This window comes from Streptomyces sp. KL109B, assembly GCF_030766935.1.
In the GTDB taxonomy this organism is placed as follows: Bacteria; Actinomycetota; Actinomycetes; order Streptomycetales; family Streptomycetaceae; genus Streptomyces.
Map to the genome: position 1 here is coordinate 294,346 of NZ_JASERL010000006.1, position 18,474 is coordinate 312,819.

The following is an 18,474-nucleotide window of genomic DNA, read 5'->3' on the forward strand; positions in this document are numbered from 1 at the left end:
TGGGAAGGAAGTGGGATAGAAGTGGGGCCCGTAGGGGGGCTACCGCAGGCTCTCTCCGTGCGCCGGCTCCGATCCGTTCCGCAGGCGCTCCTCCAGCGCCTCCAGCAGTCCGGGCAGGTCGGGGGCGACCGCGAGGTCGTCCAGGGTGGACGCGGCGAGGAGGCCGGAGTCGGCGATGCCGTGCAGAGCGCCGAGCAGCGGCGTCCAGAAGCCGCCCGCGTCGAGAAAGCCAACCGGCTTGGTGTGGAAGCCGAGTTGACGCCACGACCACACCTCGAAGATCTCCTCCAGGGTGCCGAGCCCGCCGGGCAGGGCCACGAACGCGTCCGACTCCTCGGCCATGATCGCCTTGCGCTCGTGCATCGAGTCGCACATGACGAGCCGCGTCACACCCTCGTGCGCCCACTCCCGCTCCACCATGCTGCGCGGCATCACACCGATGACCTCGCCGCCCGCCTTCAGCGCGCTCTGTGCCAGTACGCCCATCAGGCCGCGTCGGCCCCCGCCGTAGACCAGCCCGATGCCCCGGCGGGCCAGCTCCGTGCCCACGTGGTCGGCGAGTGCGGCGTGGGCCGGGTCGTGTCCTTCGGACGAGGCGAGGAAGACGGCGAGGCGGCGCATGGAGGTCTCCGGGGGAGTACGGGGAGTACGGGGCGTGGGGCGGGCTCGATTCCCTTGTCTAGGTTGCCAGTTCCGTCAGGCGCGTCACCAGCAGGGCCGCCTCCTGAGGGTCCACGTGGATGTCGAAGACGTCGTCGAGGAGCTTGGGGACCTCGTGCGGGCGGACGGTCTGCGTCACCGGGTCCCGGCCGGGGCGGTCCGTCGTCCAGAGCAGGGCGTCGAGGGTGTCGTGGCGGTCGGCGCGCAGACGCTGGATGAAGGGGCGGATGACGAACGGCGAGCGGTCGTTCGAGGCCACGAAGTGGTTGGCGACCGCGAAGTCGACGGGGTACTGGGGGTTCTCGGTGAAGACCTGCCGGACCGTCCAGCCCTCCGGTCCCTCCGGGCCGTCCCCCAGTTGGTGCACCGCCCAGCCCGGCGAACCGTGCGTGATGACCTGCCGGCGCAGCAGATACGGCCACGGCCCGCCTTCGCTGCGGGCGCCGTCGACCAGCTCGATGGGCTCCAGCGGACTCGCGCCGAAGCCGATGTCCGTCAGCCAGCGCGTGCCGTCCAGGTCCACGATCAGCATCGCGTGCGTCGCAGGGCGGGGCGAGGCGGAGTCCGCGCCGAGCTGCACCCGGCCGGAGACGGCGGTGAACCGGAACCCGAGCCGCTCCAGCGCGGCTGCGAACAGCAGGGCGTGCTCCTGGCAGTAGCCGCCCCGGCCCCCACGTACCAACTTGTCCTGGATCGACGGCAGATCGAGGCGCACCTCGCGGTACAGGAAACTGTCGATGGTGTCCCACCGGATGGTCAGCACATGCGCGCGTTGCAGGGCGCGCAGCGTGGCAAGGGTGGGTGTGCGCTCGCCCTCGTACCCGAGGCGGGTGAGATAGGCGTCCAGGTCGAGTTGCTCGCTGCTCCACATGTGAGCGACAACCTCGGCGGCCGCGGTGCCTATTCCGGGCGGTCCCTATCCCGATATCCCGGTCGTTCCCGCAGTGCGCGCAGCAACTGGTTCCCCGCGTCCGTGTCCCGGGCCGTGCCGGCGTCGCCGGTCCCCACGCTGCCCCTGGCCCGCGGCCCCTCCGGGCGCAGCGTGAGCGCCTCGTTGATGGCGCGGGAGCCGACGCGGCGGGCCCGGTACTCGGCAGGGTCCGCCAGGAAGGCGAGCGCCGCCGCCGAGAAGACACCGGCGGGCCTGGCGAGGCCGGACGTCAGCCCCGCGAGGAGCCGGTCGGCGTGCACCTGCTGCGCCGGTGGCGAGGAGAGCAGGTCCGGCAGGCGCCGACCGGACAGGCTCGGGTAGCCGTCGCCGAGGAGCGCCGCCGCCACCTCGGACGCGTCGTGGGAGCGGTCCGGACGGTCTTCCGGGAGGGCCTCGGCGATCGGGGCGGGTCGGGTCGTCGGCCGCGGGTGACCGGCCGCGTCGAGGACGGCGAGGCACACCCGGAGGCGTACGTCGAGCGGTGGGTGGGGCGACAACTCCCGCTCCGGGGCCGCCGGTTCGGTGCCCGCGTCCGGGTTCAGCATGGCGATGACATCGGCGAGGACCGCCGGATACGCCACCCCGCACGCCAGGCTCGCGCACACGTCGGCGAACACCTCACCGGCCCAGGCCCCCGGCAGCGCCGTACCCGCGAGCCGCGCACCGATCTCCGCCGTCAGGTCGAAGTCGTCCTCGATGTGATGGCCGACCTCGTGCGCCACGGTCAGCACGGCGGGCAGGTGGGAACCGTAGAACCAGGGCACGTCGATCACGGGGAACGGCAGGCTGCGCACCAGCTCGACACCGGTGCGCGAGTGGATGCCGCCGCGCGGCAACAGGTCGCGGTACTGGCCGCCGCGCCGGTGGGCGCGCGGTGTCAGATCGCGGCTGAAGGACACCAGAGGCGGCTCCTTGGTCGTGGCGGTACCGGCGTCGAGCGCCGCGGTCAGCGGCCCCCGATAGCAGGCCCAGGCGAGTTCGTCGGCGGCGTCGAGATAGCCGCGGTACTCGGGCAGCCTGCGCAGCGCGAACTTCGAGCGGAAGTAGTCCCATACGTGGTGCAGGTCCAGGATCAGGACGGGCAGGTCCGCGCCGCCGCCGGTGGCGAGCTGCGCGCGGGCCGCGGCGAGGCTCTCCGTCACCATCGCCGCCACGGACCGGATCTGGCTCCGGTGCTTCTCCAGCGGCGCCTGGTGCACCGCCGTGAGCTCGCACCACGAGGCCATCTCCGCGCCGAGCCCGTCCACCAGATGCTCCAGGCCCACCACCCGGCGTCCGGGGCCGGCCTCGGCGGCCGAGGTCACGACTGCCCCATCGGCCGCCGCAGCAGCGTCGAGGACGCCGCGTACAACGCCGTCGCCCGCAGCGCGTCGTCGTCCGTCTCGAAGGTCGTGCCCCGGTCCACGCCCGCGGTGTCGACGGCGCGCATGCGGTGCACCGCGTACGCCAGCGGTGCCTCGTCGGACAGGGACTGATAGAAGCCGATCACATGGTCGAGGCCGCTCTCCGGGAAGAGGCCCGTGCACACGACCGCCGGGCAGTCGCCGAGCCGGAACAGCTGCGCCGCGAAGAGGTTGCGCAGCGCCAGCTGGACGTGGATGTCCACCTCGGAACCGGGGCACGGCGGATCGAGCACGACCACCGGCGTCAGACCGGGCTCGAACTCGGCGAGCCAGCGGGAGAGTTGGCTCGGGAACAGGTCGGAGCCCCGGGACTTGCTCTCGAGGCGCCGGGCGTGGCCGGGCGGCGCGAAGTCCAGATACGGCATGCCGTCGCGCTGGCGCAGCGGGGCCGCGAGGTGCAGGACGTCGGTGGCCTTCGGCGGCGCGGCCAGCCGGTCCGCGAGATCCGTGAACGAGTCCACCACGGCGAGGCCCACCGGGAACCGCCGCTGGTGCGGGAGGCGCCCGCGCTGCCAGTACGAAAGCGGCACCAGGCGCTCGTCCTGCTTCGTGCCGAACACGAGGACGTTGCGCGGCCCCGGCTCGCGGGTGTCGCGGCGTTCCAGTTCCGCCCTGGTCCGCGGGGTGACCAGCGACCAGCGGGCCGCGGGGTCCCCGTCCTGGACACGGTCGAGTGCCTCGCGGGTGCGGGGGCCAACGAGCCCGTCCACGTCGAGCTTCAGGCCGAACCGCCGGTTCAGATTGAGCTGCGCCCAGCGGACGTCGACGCGGCGGGCCGCGGCGGGCAGCGAGCGGTGGACCAGCGGACGCCGGTCGCCGCCCGCCGCGTCAAGCGCGTGCCCCAACGTCATCTCCCACGGCAGCGCGTGCGCCGTCGGGTCGTCGGACGCGAGCCGGGCGTAGCGCAGCGGGCGCATCGCGGGCCTGCTCAACTCGGCGAGCAGCGGGCGGTCCTTGGCATGCCAGTCCGCGAGCCGCGCCGGTTCGGGCGAGTCCTCGTCGTCCACCGGGTCGATGTCCGGGTGCCGGCTCAGCTCCAGCGTCCGTTCGCCCGGCCGGTCCTGGAAGAGGCGCAGATCGTGCTGGGACTCCGTCTCGCGCAGCGTGGGCCAGCTCATGCTGAGCAGCAACTCGTCGACGCGCTCCGGGACCCCGTCGACCTGGACGCGGCGGGCGCACTCGGTCAGCGTCCCCGGGAGGCTCCCCTGGATCATGCCACCGTGCGCGGCCAGCGCCACGCCCCGGTTGAACGCCGCAAGCGCCGCCTCGTGGTCCGGCTCGATCCCGGCGAGCAGCATCAGCGCGGCGAGCGCGAGCCGGGCGTGCGGGACGCGCGGCGCGCCGCTCGGCACCCGCCGCGGCTCCTCCCACGGCACCCGGAGCAGCAGCTCGACCGCCAGTTCCCGGTGGCCGATGCGGGCGGCGATGCGCGCGCACCGCCACACGATGAGCCGGTTGTCACCCGCGCTCTTGACGAGGCCGTCCACCGCGCGCCGCAGCCACTGCGCGCCGCCGTCACCGCCGTCGTCACCGTCACCGCCGTCGTCACCGCCGTCGCCGCCGACCTGGGCGATCAGCAGCCGGGCCAGCGCCTCGTCGGGATCGCGGCAGGCGTCCGCCAGGTCGTAGAAGGGCCGCAACACGGGCCACGGCACCCGGTGTTCGAGGGCCGGGTTGTCGACGATGTCGCGCAGCGTCGCGAGCCGCGCCTGGGCCGGCCGCACCTCGGCGAGCGCCCGCTCCAGCCGCCGCAACTGCTCCTCGACGGCCCGGACATCGGCGGCCTGCCCATCAGCCTGCCCATCAGCCTGCCCATCGGGCTGCGAACGGTCGTCTGCGGCCTGCCCGTCCGGCAGCGCCGCTATGTGGCACAGCACCTGCAACGGGCGGACGAGCGCGGGCAGTTCACCGTACGGAGCGGGCATGCCACCGACGGACGTCACGCCGTGCGTGCGCTTCGCCCACTCGCGGGCCAGGAGACGCAGCCGAAGCGCGAACTCCGGTTCCTGGCCAGGGGACTCCTTGGGTTCGAGGAGGCGGTACGCGGAGGTGAAGTCCATGCTGTCGCGCAGCAGGAAGCGGGCGAACAGGTAGTGGCACTCGGGCTCGCCCGTCAGATAGCCGAGTTCGGACCACAGGCCGGTCGCGCTGTTGAAGGAGTCGTTGGCGTCGGCGATCTCCTGGAGCTCGCCGAGGGCGACGCCGCGCAGTTGGGCGTTCTGCGCGAGATGCCGATAGCGCTCGGCTCCGAGGAGTTCGCCGGCGGCGGTGTCGGCGCGGCCGATCGCGGTCAGCGCCGGCTCCTCGCGGCCGAGCAGCAGATGCGCCTTCGCCCGCAGCCGCTCCTGGTCCGCCCGCTCCTCGGGGGTGGCCACCCGCGCCCCGTCGAGCACGGCGAGCGCGACCAGCGGACGGCGGCAGCGCAGCAGCAGACCGGCCTGCTGGGCGATGTCCGGGAACGTGGGCTGCCCGGCCTCCGCGCACAGTTCGGCGGCCCGCGCGTACAGCTCGATGGCCCGGCCCACGTCACCCATCAGCCGACGCTGCGCCGCCTCCTCCGCCGCCGCGCTCGCCGCTACCCCGGACTCGCCGATGGTGTGCGCGAACACGAGGACCTGGTGGTAGGCGGCGGCCGTGTTCGGGGAGCGCTGCAGGCGCAGTTGGGCCGCGCGGATGCTCAGCGCCCACAGCCGTTCCAGGGAGGGCAGCTCCGTGCGGGACAGCACATGCTGGTCGAGCAGGCGCACCGCGTCCGCCGCGTTCCCGCCGAGGCCCAGCATCGCGGCCCGTACGACGTCCTCGCGCACCCAGTGCGGCCGGTCCCGCGGACCGATGTCGCCCTCCGCGTACAGCTCGTCGGCGCGTGTGAGGTGCAGTTCGATCTCGGCCCACATGTGGTCGTGGGCGTCGGAGGGGGTGCCTTCCGCCATGGCCTCGCGGAACTGGGCGTAGGCGATGTTCAGATGGGCCTCGGCCAGCAGCGAGAACGAGATGATCGTGCCACCGCGCACCCGGCGCGGGACCTCGCGGTCCACGTACTCGTCCCCGAGGATCTCCTCGGCGAGCCCGCGCAGCTGATCGGTGTTCCCGGCCGCCCACGCGCGCTCCATCGCGTTGCGCCAGCGCAGTTGGGCCCGCGGGTCCCGCATCTGGAAGCGGTGGTAGAGGGACTCGCGCAGATACCAGGCCCAGTTCTCCGGGTCGGACTCGCCGAGCGACTCGGCCTTCTCCTCGAAGCGCTCGGCGAAGTCCCGGTGCAGCTCGGTGAAGACGCTCTTGTCGGAGATGAGGTCGCGCATGGGGCCGAGGACCACGCTGTGGAAGACGACGGACTCGTCGTCGCCCGGCACCTCACTGATCCAGGAGGAGCTCCCGGCGTACTGCAGCAGCTTCTCCCAGGCCTTGTCGAGGCGTTCCCGGCTCGGTTCGGGAACGGGGGGAAAGACCTCGTCCTGGCCGTGCAGTTGATGCGCGTCGGTCCGCGGATCGTCCGCCCGCGTCTGCGCCGCGTCCTCCACCTGCTTCTCCAGATGGGACCGGAGGATGTCGTGGACGTGCTCGCGGCGCAGCCGCCGGGGAATCACCCCGTACCGCACCAGCCACAGCACCAGCGGGTCGTCGATGCGGCGCAGCACGCGCTGGACCAGGTAGCGGATCAACGGGTCGCGCAGGTTCTCCAGTTCCTTCACGGTGATGTCGGGGCTCTGGTCGGTGACATCGGCGAACAGCGCGAGATGGAACGGCATCCCGGCGCTGCGGCGCACGATGATCTCTTGCAGCTCGGGGTGCTCGACACCGCGGATTTCGCGCAGATACTGGTCCGCCTCGTCGGGGGTGAACCCCGCCACCTGTACGTTCTCGTAGTCGCCGAACGAGGCGAGGGCCTGGCCGTGCCGGATGCTCAGGTCCTGGCGGCCCGAGAGGATCAGGCGCAGCGCGGGGCAGGCGCGCACGGTCTCGCCGAGCAGCCGCAGCAGGCCGTCCGTACGGGAGGCGGTGCGCAGCACGACCTCCTCCAGCGTGTCCACCACCAGGAGGACGGGCTTGGCCGCTTCCGTGCCGAAGCTCTTGTTGAACCGGGCGGTGAACGCCTCGACGACCTCGCGGCGGATCCGCTGCTCGTCCTGGGAACGGATGCCGCGCGCGGCCTCCGCGGCGGACTTCGAGGTGGGGCGGCGCAGCAGCGAGCGGTAGGCGGCGTATTTGTCGAGGCCGGTGAACACCCGCTGCGGCAGCCGCTGTTCGAGCTGCTCGGCCGCCTCCAGGAGCAGCAGCCAGGGCCAGTGCGCGGCGTTGAGCGGGTCGACGACGTCGAAGTCGATGCGGGCGCAGTTGATGTCCGCCTCGGCGGTGACCGCCTTGCGGGACACCAGCCAGCGCAACTGCATGGTCTTGCCGGTGCCGCCGGTGCCGTGCATCTGCCAGACGCGCGGTCCCTGCGCGGACAGCAGCCGCCTGGCCCGCTCCCACAGCCCGTCCGGTTCCAGGAACTGCGCGCAGCGCGCGTAGTCGCCCGCCCAGTACGTGCGGGCCCGCAGATAACCGGCCCGGTCCTCCGCCAATTTGAGGAGCCCCCGCAGGGCCGCCGTCGCCCGGTCCGGGTCCTCCAGTACGTCGGTGAGGTCCTGGCAGCGGGCGAAGTCGCGCTTGGCGTCACTGGCGAAGAACAGCTCGTCGAAGAGCGTCGCGGCGGCGTCGGGGTCGGCGAGCATCAGATGCCGCAGCTGCTCGGTCGGCCTGCCCCTGGCCCGCCAGTGCTCGCTCAACTCCCGTTCCAGGTCGATGAGTCGCTTGGGGTAGGGGGCGCCGTCCTCCAGCCAGGGGAGCAGATACGCGGGCCGGTACGCGTCCGGGACCTGGTAGCACGGTCGCTGGCGCTGACCGGCCGGCTTCTCGTCGGCGCCGCGCCGCAGCAGGTCCTCGACGGCGCCGCGCCGCAGCAGGTCGGTGAGGCTGGGCGGGGCGCCGCCCACGAAGCGCCGGATGACCGAGTTGTACGTCTCCTCGTCGAAGAGCCGCGCGACGGCCGCGGCCCTGAGGGTGTCCGTCCAGCCGTCGGGCAGCAGGGTGCGCCGGATGTCGTCCGGGGCCTCGCCCCGGCCGAGGCGGTCGACGAGTTCGGCGAGCGCGTCCGCGAGCCGCGCTTCGGGATCGGCGAGCGCGTCCGTGGGGCGCGCTTCGGGATCGGACATCAGCCCGCCTCCTCCATGCCGTCGACGTCGGCCTTGTCCAGCCACATGTCCAGGATCTGCTGGTACACCCCGACGGGGAACGACGGCGGTGTGCCCTTCAACTTGTTGATGCCGTCGAGGAGTACCTCGAAGTCCTGGAACTTCTGGCGCCGCAGGACCTTGTTCGCGCGCCGCTGACGCTCCCAGAATTCCCTGGCCAGCCGCTTGTAGTGGGGCTGTTGGAACTCTGTCAGGACCACCGGGGAGCCCGCCATGAACTTCTGCAGATGTCGGTAACCGGGCCAGTTCTGCGGTGCGACGACCAGAATGCGCACGGGATAGTCGCCCTTGAAGTCCTGCACCGGGGCGAGCAGCAACGGCAGCAGGGCGTCGACGAACTCGGGCTCGCTGATCCGCTGGACGCTGTCGATGGCCAGCAGGTGGGGGCGGCGTCGGGCCACCGCCCGGTTGCGCAGGGTGCTCAGGAACGCCTGGAAGATCTCGGCCCTGCGGGCCTCGGCATGCCGGTCGGTGTCCACCTCGAAGGAGTGGCCGAGGTCGAACACGGGCGACGGCATCCCCTCGGACCACCGGCGGCCGCCCTGCGAGGCGAGGTTGAGGACCTGGTTGAACCGGGCGAACTCCGTGACATGCAGGGCGTCGGGCTGCCGCTTGTCGTCGGTGCACGCCTCGCGCAGCGCCCGCAGCACGGCGAGCCAGTCCAGGGTCAGGGGCGCGTCGCCGTCGCCCTGGCCGGTGTAGTCGGCGAGGTCGGCATACGTGACGTCCTCGCCGCGCAGCATGCAGGTCAGCAGGCACCACTTGGCGAGCCAGGTCTTGCCGGACTTCTCCCGCGCGGAGGTGATGGCGAGGAGCCGGTCCGGCGGGGCGGTCGGCTCGGGCGGCTCCCACCAGCCGGTACGGCGTTCCTTGGCCCGCCCAAGGAACATCGCGAGCTCGGCGAACTGCCGGCTCCGGTTCAGCCGGGTCAGCACGGGATCCTTGTGGCCGAACTCCACCCGCACCACGTCGCGCGGGTTCTCCACGCCGCACTGGAGGACCGGCAGCGCCCACGCGGGGCCGTCCGAGTCCTCGATGTGCAGATGGTTGCGGGCCGCGGTGATGGCCTCGTCGATCGACCGGGTCTGCGCCAGATCCTGGTACAGGGCGTAGGAGAACTCGGCGGCGGCGGGGGAGTCGATGTCGGCCTGCATGGCCACCACCGCCAGGGAACCCCGCTCCAGACATGTCTCGATCAGGTCCGCGAACTCGGCTGCCGGGGCGCCCGCCTGCCGGCAGGCGTTGAGCACCACGAGCCGCGGCTTCCACACGTCGTAGAGGTGGTACATCTGATCGGGGCCGAGCGTCCAGCTGTCCCTCTCCGGGGCAGGGGCCGGGGCGTCGGCGTCGGGCTGCGCGGCGTTGAAGTGCAGTCCGCCCGGATCGCCGGCGACGGCGCGCATGCCGTGCCCGATGAAGTGCAGTACGTGCGGGCGGACATGGCCCACTTCGGTGATCAGCTCCCGCAGGCTGGGGCCGTCCACGACCTCGGTGTGCACCCGGCCCGGCAGCTCGGTGAGCGCCGCGCCGATCATCGCCAACTCCTGGTCGGCGAGGAGGCGCAGGTCGCTCGGATTGCACACCACGAGCAGTACGCGCAGGGGACCCTTCTCCTGAGGGGCGTTGGCGGGGCCGCCGACGCGCCGACCCCGGCGCAGCAGGACACGGCTGTTGCGCCACCACGCGAGGCGCCTGTCCCGCATCAACTCCCAGGGCAGTTGGGCGAGCGCGGCACACTCGATGTCCACCCGGACGCGCAGCGGCTCCTCCTCGTCCGCCTCGTCCTGCAGCTCCGCCCACAGGCCGGCGGGCGCCGCGTCGAACACCGCCCGGTACAACCGCAGGCCGATCTCGGCCCGCTGCTGCGAGGACGTCCGGATCTCGAGCGCCGCGGTGAACTCCGCGGCCTGCTCGCCGGCCGGACCCTGCGCGACCGCCGCCAGCTCATCGCCCAGCGCCCACGTGAACTCACCGGTGCCGGTGTCCAGATGGACCCGGTCCTCAGTGATGCGAAGAACTACGTCGGTCATGCCGGCCCCCACCGTGAAGTCGTGCTGTGCTGTCACGCGGCGCGCCGCGCCGCGTGCTCCCCCGTCAGGCCGGTCCCCCCGGCTCCACCTTGTCCCCGCGCTCCTCGCGCTCTTCGTGTTCCCCGCGCTCTTCGCGCACCCCGCGCACCCCGCGCTCCTCGCGCTCCTCGTGCTCCCCGCGCGCCGTCTGTTCCACGTGCTCGATCACGGCTGCGGCCTCGTCACGCGCCTCCTCCAGCAGGACCGGCGGCGCGGGGCCCGGCGCGAGACCACGGCCGGGCTGCGGAGTGCCGTACTCCTCCTTGACGCGGTTCAGCCAGGTCCGCCGCACGCGGACGACCCGGTAGCAGGGCGTGAGGTCGGTGCCCGTCCAGTTCAGGCCGAGCCTGCTCGACGCGCTGAACCCGGCCCGCCCCGCGAGGTCGACGAGCCGCAGCGGCTCGGGCCCCACCGCCCCCTCGATCCGCAACTCGGCGCTCGCGCCCGCGTGTTCGGCGATGAGTACGGTGCCCGCGCGGGCGCTGACGACGTCGGACACGACGAGCAGCGCCGGGTCCCAGCCGCCGCTCCACACCCGCGCCACCAGGGCGCCGGCCAGCTGCGCGAGGTCCTGGAACCCCGACTGTTCGAGACCGGTGTAGACGATCAGGGCGCTGCGCTCGTCCCGGAACTCCACCAGCGCGCCCGCCTCGGTGAGCGGTACCGAGGTGAACCCCTGCGCGGCGACCCCGGCGGCCTTGAAGCGGACGGCGACGGTGCCCCCGGCGTCGTAGGTGATGTCCCCCGGAGCTCCGGCGGGGCCCGCCTTGGCCTCCATGCCGTGGCCCGCGAGGGTGCCCGCGGTGACCGAGCCGCCGCGGTACAGCGCGCGTACGTCGCCGACCCGGACGCGCTCCGTCAGCGGCCAGGCGAACCACCAGCCGCGGTAGACGTCGCTGAGCGCCTTCCGGTACGCCTCGAATGAGCCTTTGGCCATAGCCGCTCCTCCTCTGCCCCCGTGAGAACGCGGCACTTTTCAGGAGGCTAGCAGCGGTTCCGGCCCTCGGCGCCGGGCCGGACGGCCCTTGCTGCGCGGCGTTCCGGATCCCGTACGAGCGGCCCTGATCGCCCCGAACAAGGGCTCGCATCAGGGGTGTCGCGGCGTCACACGGGACCCGTGAATGGTGGCTCGTACGCAGACGGCGGTACGGGGGTGCGGCGGGCGGGCGTAGTCGTCTTCAGGGCCGGACTCAGGGCCGGACTCAGGGCCGGACGTCGGGGTGCGGTTCGGGGCGGTGGACGCCGCGCGGACGGTGGCCGAGGGCGTCCGCGAGGCCGGCGAGGTCGGCCAGGTACCAGATGATCGCCAGCCACATCTCGGTTCCCTGGAGCCCCGGAACGGTCGCCGGGAGCCCGGCGGTCGTGGGGTGCGGCGCCTGGAAGCCGAAGCCCTGGTGCGGTGTCCAGTGCCCGAGCGCGTCGCCCAGCAGCCGGCGGGCGAGCGCGGTCACCTCCTCGGCGCGGTGGCCGCTCTGCCGGGTGAGCCACAACGGGTGGGCGATGTCGAGGATGTTGCAGGCGTTCTGGCGGCTCGGCGACGTGTACCGGAGGTCGCGCGCGTGCTCGAGGACGGTGTCGACGACCCGTTCCGGGTAGGGGAGCGGCAGGCCGAACTGGGCGAAGGTGCCGCGTGACGCGCGGTAGAAGCCGTTGACGACCTGGAGCTGTCCGTCGAGCGCGCGGGGCGTTCCCCATACGCCGGTGCGCGGGTCGGCGTGGGTCAGCAGCCAGCCGAACAGGGCGTCGGTGGCGCCGGGTTGGCCGTCCGCCCCGGCCCGCCGGTTCCACAGGTGTGCGGTGGCGACGATGTCGACCCAGTCCCCGGCCGCCCAGGCGTGGTCCGACCAGGGCCTGCTCTCCAGGGCGGTGCAGGTGTCCGCCGCCGACATCTCCGCCACCGCCCGGACCGGGTGCGGGAGCCGGCTGCCGAGGATGTCGAGCGCGTAGCCGACGCTGAGGACGTGGTAACCGGTCACGCCCTCCAACAGGTCCGGCTTCGGCTCCTGTTGGCCGCCGTCCGGCAGCAGGTCGCCGACCATGCCGCTCGCCGGATCCTGCCAGTCGCGCAGCCGTTGGACCTGCTCGGCGGCGGGGATCTGGTCGGGGGCGCGGCCGAGGAGCAGATCGGCGATCTCGATCGCGTCGCACTGGGCGCGGACGGTGGGATCGGCGCCGGGGCGGTCGGTGAACAGCCCGCGACCGCCGTCGCCCTCGGGCACGAGGTACCGGGCCAGTACGTCCCCGGCCTGGGCGCGCGCGGTGTCCGCGAACGCGGCGACGCAGGCGGCGAGTTGATCGGCCTGAGCGGCGGCGCGGGTCCGGGGCTCGGGCGCCGCCTCCTCCGGTATGCGGCGACGCAGCACCTTGGCCGGGTTGCCGCCGACGACCGTGCCGGGCGGCACGTCCTTCGTGACGACGCTGCCGGCGGCGAGCACGGAGCGGTCGCCGACCGTGACACCGTCCAGGACCACGACGTGCGAACCGATCCAGACGTCGTTCCCGATCACGATGCCGCGCGAGGTGATCGGCTGCCGGAACACCTCGGTGTCGGGGTCCGACATGGTGTGATTGAAGGCGAGCAGCGAGGTGTGCGCGCCGATCCGGACGGCGTCGCCGAGCTCGATTGCGCCGCGTACGACGGTGTACGGGTTGATGGTGCAGTCCCGCCCCGTGCGCAGCGAGCCGGTCAGGTACGCGCCGGCCGCGACGTACGAGCGGGGGCCCAGGCACAGTGTCTCGTTGTCGATGGAGGCGAGCTCGGAGACGAAGCAGTCGTCGCCGAAGGTGTGCTCGGGGCGGGTCGCGCTCAGCCCGCGCTGGAGCCTCGACTGCCGTGCCCGGTCGGCCTCTTCCGCCTCGGCCCAGAACAGCCAGGGCGAGTAGTCGAAGCGGTGCCGGCTGACCGGCAGTGGCTCCCCGAGTGATTCCTTGGCGTGGGTCACGTCTCCCTCTCGCAGCTCTCGGACATGCCTCCGGGGTGACGGAGGCGGATGAGGAGAAAGCGCTTTCTAGGGGGAACCGTAGGCGGCCGACCGGGGCGGGCGCAAGGGTGTCGGCGGGGCCGGTGATCTTCTCCGCGCACCGACAGGATCCCCGCCGGCACGATCAGCGCGACGGCCACCAACTGCCGCCCCGACAACTCCTCATGGAGCAACGCGAACCCGACCCCCGCCGCCACCGCAGGACTCAGCGCGAGCAGCACACCAAAGGTGCGCGCGTCGATGCGCCGCAACACCGTCATGACCCCGCAGCCGGGGCCGGACCAGCAGCCACAGGATCACGGCGGATGGGACAGCGCGGCGGCGACCGGGTTGCCGGTGTCCGGGGTGTCGGCGCGGTGCGGGGCGTGCGGCTCAGGAGTTCTTCGCGCGGTGACACGGCCGAAGCGCCCGTCAGGCCGTCATGCCGTCAGGGGGCAGGGGGCAGGGGGCAGGGGGCAGGTGGTCAGGCCGTGGCGTCCCCGTCCATGAGCCCGGTGACGTACGCGTCGAGCCGCTCCGCCACCAGGCGCGTCGTCAGCTCCGTCCGCCCGGCCTCCTGCCACGGCCGTGCCACCACCGCCACCTCCTCCGAGAACGCCAGCGCGTCCCGCACCCGCCAGTACCGGCGTTCGTCCGCCGCCCCGGCCAGCACCCCGCCGGCCTTCTCGTAGGCGGCGGCGAACCGCGCACCCCACTGCGGGCCGTGCAGCAGCGCGAGGTTGGTGCAGCAGTGGGCCACATCGAGGTCCGTGGGTCCCCAGGAGGCCCCGGCCCAGTCGACGACGCCGGTGATCCTCGCTCGCGTGGGCGCGGTGGGCGGCACGTCGAACAGTACGTTGCCGGGCTGGAAGTCCCGGTGCAGGAAGCGGCCTTCGTAGGGCGGCGCGGGGTGTCGGATCAGGCCGATCGCGGCGGCCCACGCCGCGGCGTCGCCACCCGGCGGAACGACGACGGTGTCGGCCGTCGTCAACGCTTCGTACGTCGGGGGCCGTTCGAGGGGACGCACCGCGTGGATCGCGACGAGCTGGGCGGCCAGCAGCGCGACACGTGTCTCCAGAGCGCCGCCTTCGTCGCCGTTGCCATCGCCGCCTTCGTCTTGGTCCTCGTCTTGGTCCGCGTCTTGGTCCTCGTCTTCGTCGAGGACTGTCCGGCCCGGCCGATGTGTCATCAGCAGCGACGGATACTCGCACTGCTCGGCGCCCGGATCGACGCCGACCAGCTCCGGCGCCGGTACCCCGGTCCCCGCGAGCAGCCGCAGCGCACCGGCCTCCCGGCCCAGCGAGTCCGCGGCGCGCTCCACGAAGAACGGCTTGACATAGCTGCGCAGTACCAGCTCCCGGGTGCCGCAGCCCGGGGTCTCGACGGTCAGCCTCCGCACCTCGGCGGTGATGCCACCGTGCAACGCCTCGGCCCCGACGACTCGTTCGCCCGCCTCCAGGTGTCGACACACCCAGGTAAGCGTCTGAGGGCGGACGGCCGCCACGTCATCGTGATGGATCACGGTGTCAGCGCATCACCCGGGCGATGTCCGGCACAAGCGGTTTTTCGGGGGCCGCACCGCCACCACCACCCTTCCGGGAACGTGACTTCGACCCCGCCGTCCTCGTCCACCGCGGTCGCGGTGGAGTAGGCGAGCTGGGCGCCGCGACCCACGGTACCGACTTCTAGACTGGCCCGGTGATGGACAACAACTGCACGCACTGTGGCACCGGCGGCCTGGAGGACGGATTCATCGAGGACGCGGGTGAGCACTCGCGCGGATACGCCCGCTGGGTCGAAGGCGCCCTGGAACGGGGGATCTTCGGCGGAGCCAAGCGCCTCGGCCGCCCCCGGCGCCGGATCCAGGCACTGCGCTGCCCCAAGTGCGGCCACCTCGAACTGTTCGCCGTCGAGAAGGCGTAGCGACCGGGGCAGGTCGGGCCAGTCCCCCGACCCCAGCCCACCCCAGCCCACCCCGTCCTCACCCGCCCCGCAGGCCCGCCGACCCGTACTCCGGCGCACCCGCGAGGGTCCACGCCGCGATGTCCTGGTAGCGCCTCGGGGCGGGGCCGTTCCCGAGGGTGCTGCCGACCAGGTGGAGGCGCGGCGGGCGCCAGCGGCGTCCGGCGAAACCGTCGAGGACGGTGGCCGCCTCCGGCACCGACCCGGTGTCGTGGCGGCGGGCGCGGGCCAGCGTCAGATGCGGGCGGAACTGCCGCTCGGGGAAGGCGACTCCGCCGGCCCTGACCCGCGTACGCACATCCGTGGCCAGCAGGTGCAGCGCGTCGAGGTCGCCGTCCAGGCCGCTCCACAGCACCCGCTCGTCGAAGTGCCCGCCGCCGCGCAACGCCAGTTCGGGGGAGTGCCGGGCGGCCGCCAGTTCGGCGAGCGGCGTCCGCAGCCGCTGGATGTCGCCCAACGACACCTCCCCGAGGAACGCCAGCGTGATGTGCCAGTCCTCGATCCGGTTCCAGCGCAGGCCGGGATGGGCGGCGTACGCGGGGCGCAGCGCGTCGGCGAGTTCCTCCTTCGCGTCGTCGGGCGGGGCGAGGGCGACGAACGCGCGCAGCGTGGCGGGCCCGCGCGTCCCGGCCGGAGGCCGGGTCACGGCAGGATCTCGACGTAGCCGTCGGTCCCGTGCACGCGGATCAGCTGCCCGTCCTGGATCAGCCGGGTGGCCCGGTCGACGCCCACGACGGCCGGCAGACCGTACTCCCTGGCGATGACGGCGCCGTGCGTCATGAGGCCGCCGACCTCCGTGACAAGCCCCGCGATCGCGACGAACAGCGGCGACCAGCTGGGGTCGGTGTGCGCCGTGACGAGGATGTCGCCCGCCTCCAGATCGGCGTCGGCCATGTCGAGGACGACCCGCGCCCGCCCCTCGACGGTCCCCGCCGACACCGGCAGCCCGACCAGCGCGCCGTCCGGCACGTCCGCGCGCCGGTACGACCCGGAGACACCCTCGCCGTCCGAGGTGAGCACGCGCGGCGGGGTGAGTGCCTCGTACGCGCGGAAGGTGTCCTTGCGCTCCTGGACGAGCCGCAGGACCCCGTCGTCGGCCCGGTTCGCGCGGACGAGGTCGTGGAGCTCGTGGAACGTGAGGTGGAAGATGTCCTCCCGCCCGGACAGCACCCCCTGCCCCACCAGGCGGTCGGCCTCCGCGAGGAGGGCCTTCTTGTAGACGAAGTAGCGGCTGATGAGGGCGTACTTGGGGTACTCCCGGTAGCCGATGAAGGTGCGGAGCCGTTCGATCGTCCGCCGGGTCTCTTCCGCCTTCTCGTCCCCGTCCGGCAGGTCCCGCAGGCGCGACAGGATGTCCTGTTCCTTCTGCAGGGCCCGCTGCCGCCCGTCCTCGAACCGGCGCGCGGCGGCGCCCGGTTCGAAGTTCCGTACGTTGTCGAGGAGCACGGGCACGAGCGTGGTGGGGCGTTCGCGCCAGCGCGGCCGCGAGATGTCGATCTCGCCGACGCAGCGCATGCCGTACCGGTCCAGATAGCCCTCGATGGCCTCGCGCGCCTCGGGGCCGCCCGCGCGCTTCGCCAACTCGTCGAGGAAGGTGTCGGCAAAGGTGTCGTCATCGGACCGCTCGGCGGCGCCGCGCAGGAAATCCACCACCTCCGGATGCGGGCGCACCGCGTCCGCGACGTCGAGCAGCGCGAGACCCATCTCCGACGTGATGTTCCCGGGCGCGGAGAGGCTGAGGGTGTCGGCGGCGTTCTTCTCGCCCAGCCACTCGTGCAGTTGGTCGTTGAGCCACCATGTGGCCTGCATGCCGGCCATGATCGCCTGCATGCTGAGCGGGTCGCCGAGGGCCCGCTTGTGGTCCTCGAATGCCGTGTCGAGGAGATAGTCGAAGAGCGCGGGGCCGGACTTCGAGCGGACGGCGTCCTCGAGGGCGCGGACGGACTCCCGGCTGCGCTCGATGAGCCCGGTGACGAGGTCGGGGTCGGTCTCGATCGGGGGAGGCGGGGCGGCGGCGGTCTCCGTGGCCGGTACCGGTTCCGGGTCCGGGAGCGTAGGAACGAAGTCGCCGCGGTCGACGACGGTTTCGAGGGCGTCCCTGAACAGCGGGTCGCCCCGCCCCACGAGATCCAGGAGCGCGGCGCGGCTCGCCGGGCGGGCGAGCCGCGGGGTGGCGTCGACGAACAGCCGCCCGCCCGCCTCGTGCATCGGCGCCATGGCCGTCAACTGCCAGACCGAGATGCCGAGGGGCTTCATGGCGTCGGTCATCATCTGCTGGTGGCCGACGGAGAGGTAGACGTGATTCTCCTGGTCCGTGCGCTCGGGCACGGGGAACAGCGTCGTGATCGGGCGGCTCTGCACGAACTGGAACTCGTCGTCGGCCAGGCACCATTCGATGTCCTGCGGCCGCCCGAAGTGCGCTTCGATGCGTCGGCCGAGCCGCACCAGACGCAGCACCTGAGCATCCGTCAGCGCCGGCCGCTCGTGGTGTTCGGCGGCGAGGGTCCGGCCGACGACCTCGCCCTCGCGCACCCGGAACACGTCGGGGTTCACACGGCCGGAGACCAGCGCCTCGCCCAGGCCGAAACCCGCGTCGACGGTCGCCGTTCTACGGTCCCCGCTGACCGGGTCGGCCGTGAACAGGACGCCCGCCGAGTCCGGGCGGACCATGCGCTGGACGACCACGGCCATGTCGACCGTACGGTGATCGAGGCCCGCGCGCTGCCGGTAGGCCACGGCCCGCTCGGAGAACAGCGAGGCCCAGCACCGGCTGATGTGCAGGAGGACGTCCTCCGGGCCGATGACGTTCAGGTACGTGTCCTGCTGCCCGGCGAAGGAGGCCGTCGGCAGGTCCTCCGCCGTCGCGCTGGAGCGGACGGCGCAGGCGGTGCGCTCGCCGAGCTGCGCGGCGAGCGCACCGGTGATCGCCGCCGCGAGCTCGTCCGAGACGGCGAACTCCTCGATGCCGTGGCGGATCTCCGCGCTGAGCGCACGGACCGCCTCCCGGTCGTCGGCACCCGTACCCGCGAGCCGGTCGAGCCGCTCGGCGTGGCCGGGCACTCGCGCCATGACCCGCCGGAAGGCCTCCGTCGTCACGCAGAAACCGGTCGGTACCCGGATGCCCTCGATCCGCGAAAGGCCGCCCAGGTGCGCGCCCTTGCCGCCGACGTCGGCGAGCCGCGTCTCGTCGACTTCGTGAAGACCCACCACGTACTGCTCACTCACTGCGCTGCCTCCCCGGGCGGCCGTCTGCGGACT

11 protein-coding genes are annotated in these 18,474 nt (G+C 72.9%); 1 reads left to right on the plus strand and 10 read right to left on the minus strand.

Going from position 1 to position 18,474, the window contains the following annotated elements:
* Positions 1–39: 39 nt before the first annotated feature.
* From RBJ65_RS22155 to RBJ65_RS22190, 8 genes are all read right to left on the minus strand, one after another.
* A complete protein-coding gene (locus RBJ65_RS22155) occupies positions 40–621 on the minus strand; it encodes a TIGR00730 family Rossman fold protein (protein ID WP_306323878.1) in 582 nt (193 codons plus the stop codon).
* A 58-nt stretch (positions 622–679) separates the two neighbouring features.
* Positions 680–1,531, minus strand: coding sequence for an arylamine N-acetyltransferase (locus tag RBJ65_RS22160; protein ID WP_306323879.1), 852 nt, complete (start codon positions 1,529–1,531; stop codon positions 680–682).
* Positions 1,532–1,560: 29 nt separating this feature from the next.
* The gene (locus tag RBJ65_RS22165) at positions 1,561–2,895 is read right to left on the minus strand and encodes a hypothetical protein (protein WP_306323880.1); all 1,335 of its coding nucleotides are present in this window, start codon (positions 2,893–2,895) and stop codon (positions 1,561–1,563) included.
* Entirely contained in the window at positions 2,892–8,186 is a 5,295-nt protein-coding gene (locus RBJ65_RS22170; RefSeq protein WP_306323881.1) for a hypothetical protein, read from the minus strand. Before RBJ65_RS22170 ends, RBJ65_RS22165 begins: the two co-directional genes overlap by 4 nt.
* Positions 8,186–10,291, minus strand: coding sequence for a CHAT domain-containing protein (locus RBJ65_RS22175; RefSeq protein ID WP_306323882.1), 2,106 nt, complete (start codon positions 10,289–10,291; stop codon positions 8,186–8,188). Before RBJ65_RS22175 ends, RBJ65_RS22170 begins: the two co-directional genes overlap by 1 nt.
* 28 nt (positions 10,292–10,319) lie before the next feature.
* Positions 10,320–11,231, minus strand: coding sequence for a hypothetical protein (locus RBJ65_RS22180; RefSeq protein ID WP_306323883.1), 912 nt, complete (start codon positions 11,229–11,231; stop codon positions 10,320–10,322).
* Positions 11,232–11,496: 265 nt separating this feature from the next.
* On the minus strand, positions 11,497–13,236 hold the full coding sequence (locus RBJ65_RS22185) for a DapH/DapD/GlmU-related protein (RefSeq protein WP_306323884.1): 1,740 nt from the start codon (positions 13,234–13,236) through the stop codon (positions 11,497–11,499).
* A 502-nt stretch (positions 13,237–13,738) separates the two neighbouring features.
* Positions 13,739–14,725, minus strand: a complete 987-nt coding sequence (locus RBJ65_RS22190) for a phosphotransferase family protein (protein ID WP_306323885.1) — start codon at positions 14,723–14,725, stop codon at positions 13,739–13,741.
* Positions 14,726–14,955: 230 nt separating this feature from the next.
* Here RBJ65_RS22190 and RBJ65_RS22195 point away from each other — a divergent pair, with 230 nt between their 5' ends.
* A complete protein-coding gene (locus RBJ65_RS22195) occupies positions 14,956–15,177 on the plus strand; it encodes a hypothetical protein (RefSeq protein WP_306323910.1) in 222 nt (73 codons plus the stop codon).
* Positions 15,178–15,235: 58 nt separating this feature from the next.
* On the opposite strand, the gene thpR is transcribed toward RBJ65_RS22195, so the two are convergent.
* Entirely contained in the window at positions 15,236–15,862 is a 627-nt protein-coding gene (gene thpR, locus RBJ65_RS22200) for an RNA 2',3'-cyclic phosphodiesterase (RefSeq protein WP_306323886.1), read from the minus strand.
* The gene (rph, locus tag RBJ65_RS22205) at positions 15,859–18,441 is read right to left on the minus strand and encodes a rifamycin-inactivating phosphotransferase (protein ID WP_306323887.1); all 2,583 of its coding nucleotides are present in this window, start codon (positions 18,439–18,441) and stop codon (positions 15,859–15,861) included. The genes thpR and rph overlap by 4 nt, the downstream gene beginning before the upstream one ends.
* Positions 18,442–18,474 lie beyond the last annotated feature (33 nt).

Bases quoted from the DNA above. Each gene is read 5' to 3' on its own strand.
- RBJ65_RS22155 (WP_306323878.1), bottom strand. From the start codon at position 621: ATGCGCCGCCTCGCCGTCTTCCTCGCCTCGTCCGAAGGACACGACCCG.
- RBJ65_RS22195 (WP_306323910.1), top strand. From the start codon at position 14,956: ATGGACAACAACTGCACGCACTGTGGCACCGGCGGCCTGGAGGACGGA.
- RBJ65_RS22180 (WP_306323883.1), bottom strand. From the start codon at position 11,231: ATGGCCAAAGGCTCATTCGAGGCGTACCGGAAGGCGCTCAGCGACGTC.
- RBJ65_RS22160 (WP_306323879.1), bottom strand. From the start codon at position 1,531: ATGTGGAGCAGCGAGCAACTCGACCTGGACGCCTATCTCACCCGCCTC.
- RBJ65_RS22170 (WP_306323881.1), bottom strand. From the start codon at position 8,186: ATGTCCGATCCCGAAGCGCGCCCCACGGACGCGCTCGCCGATCCCGAA.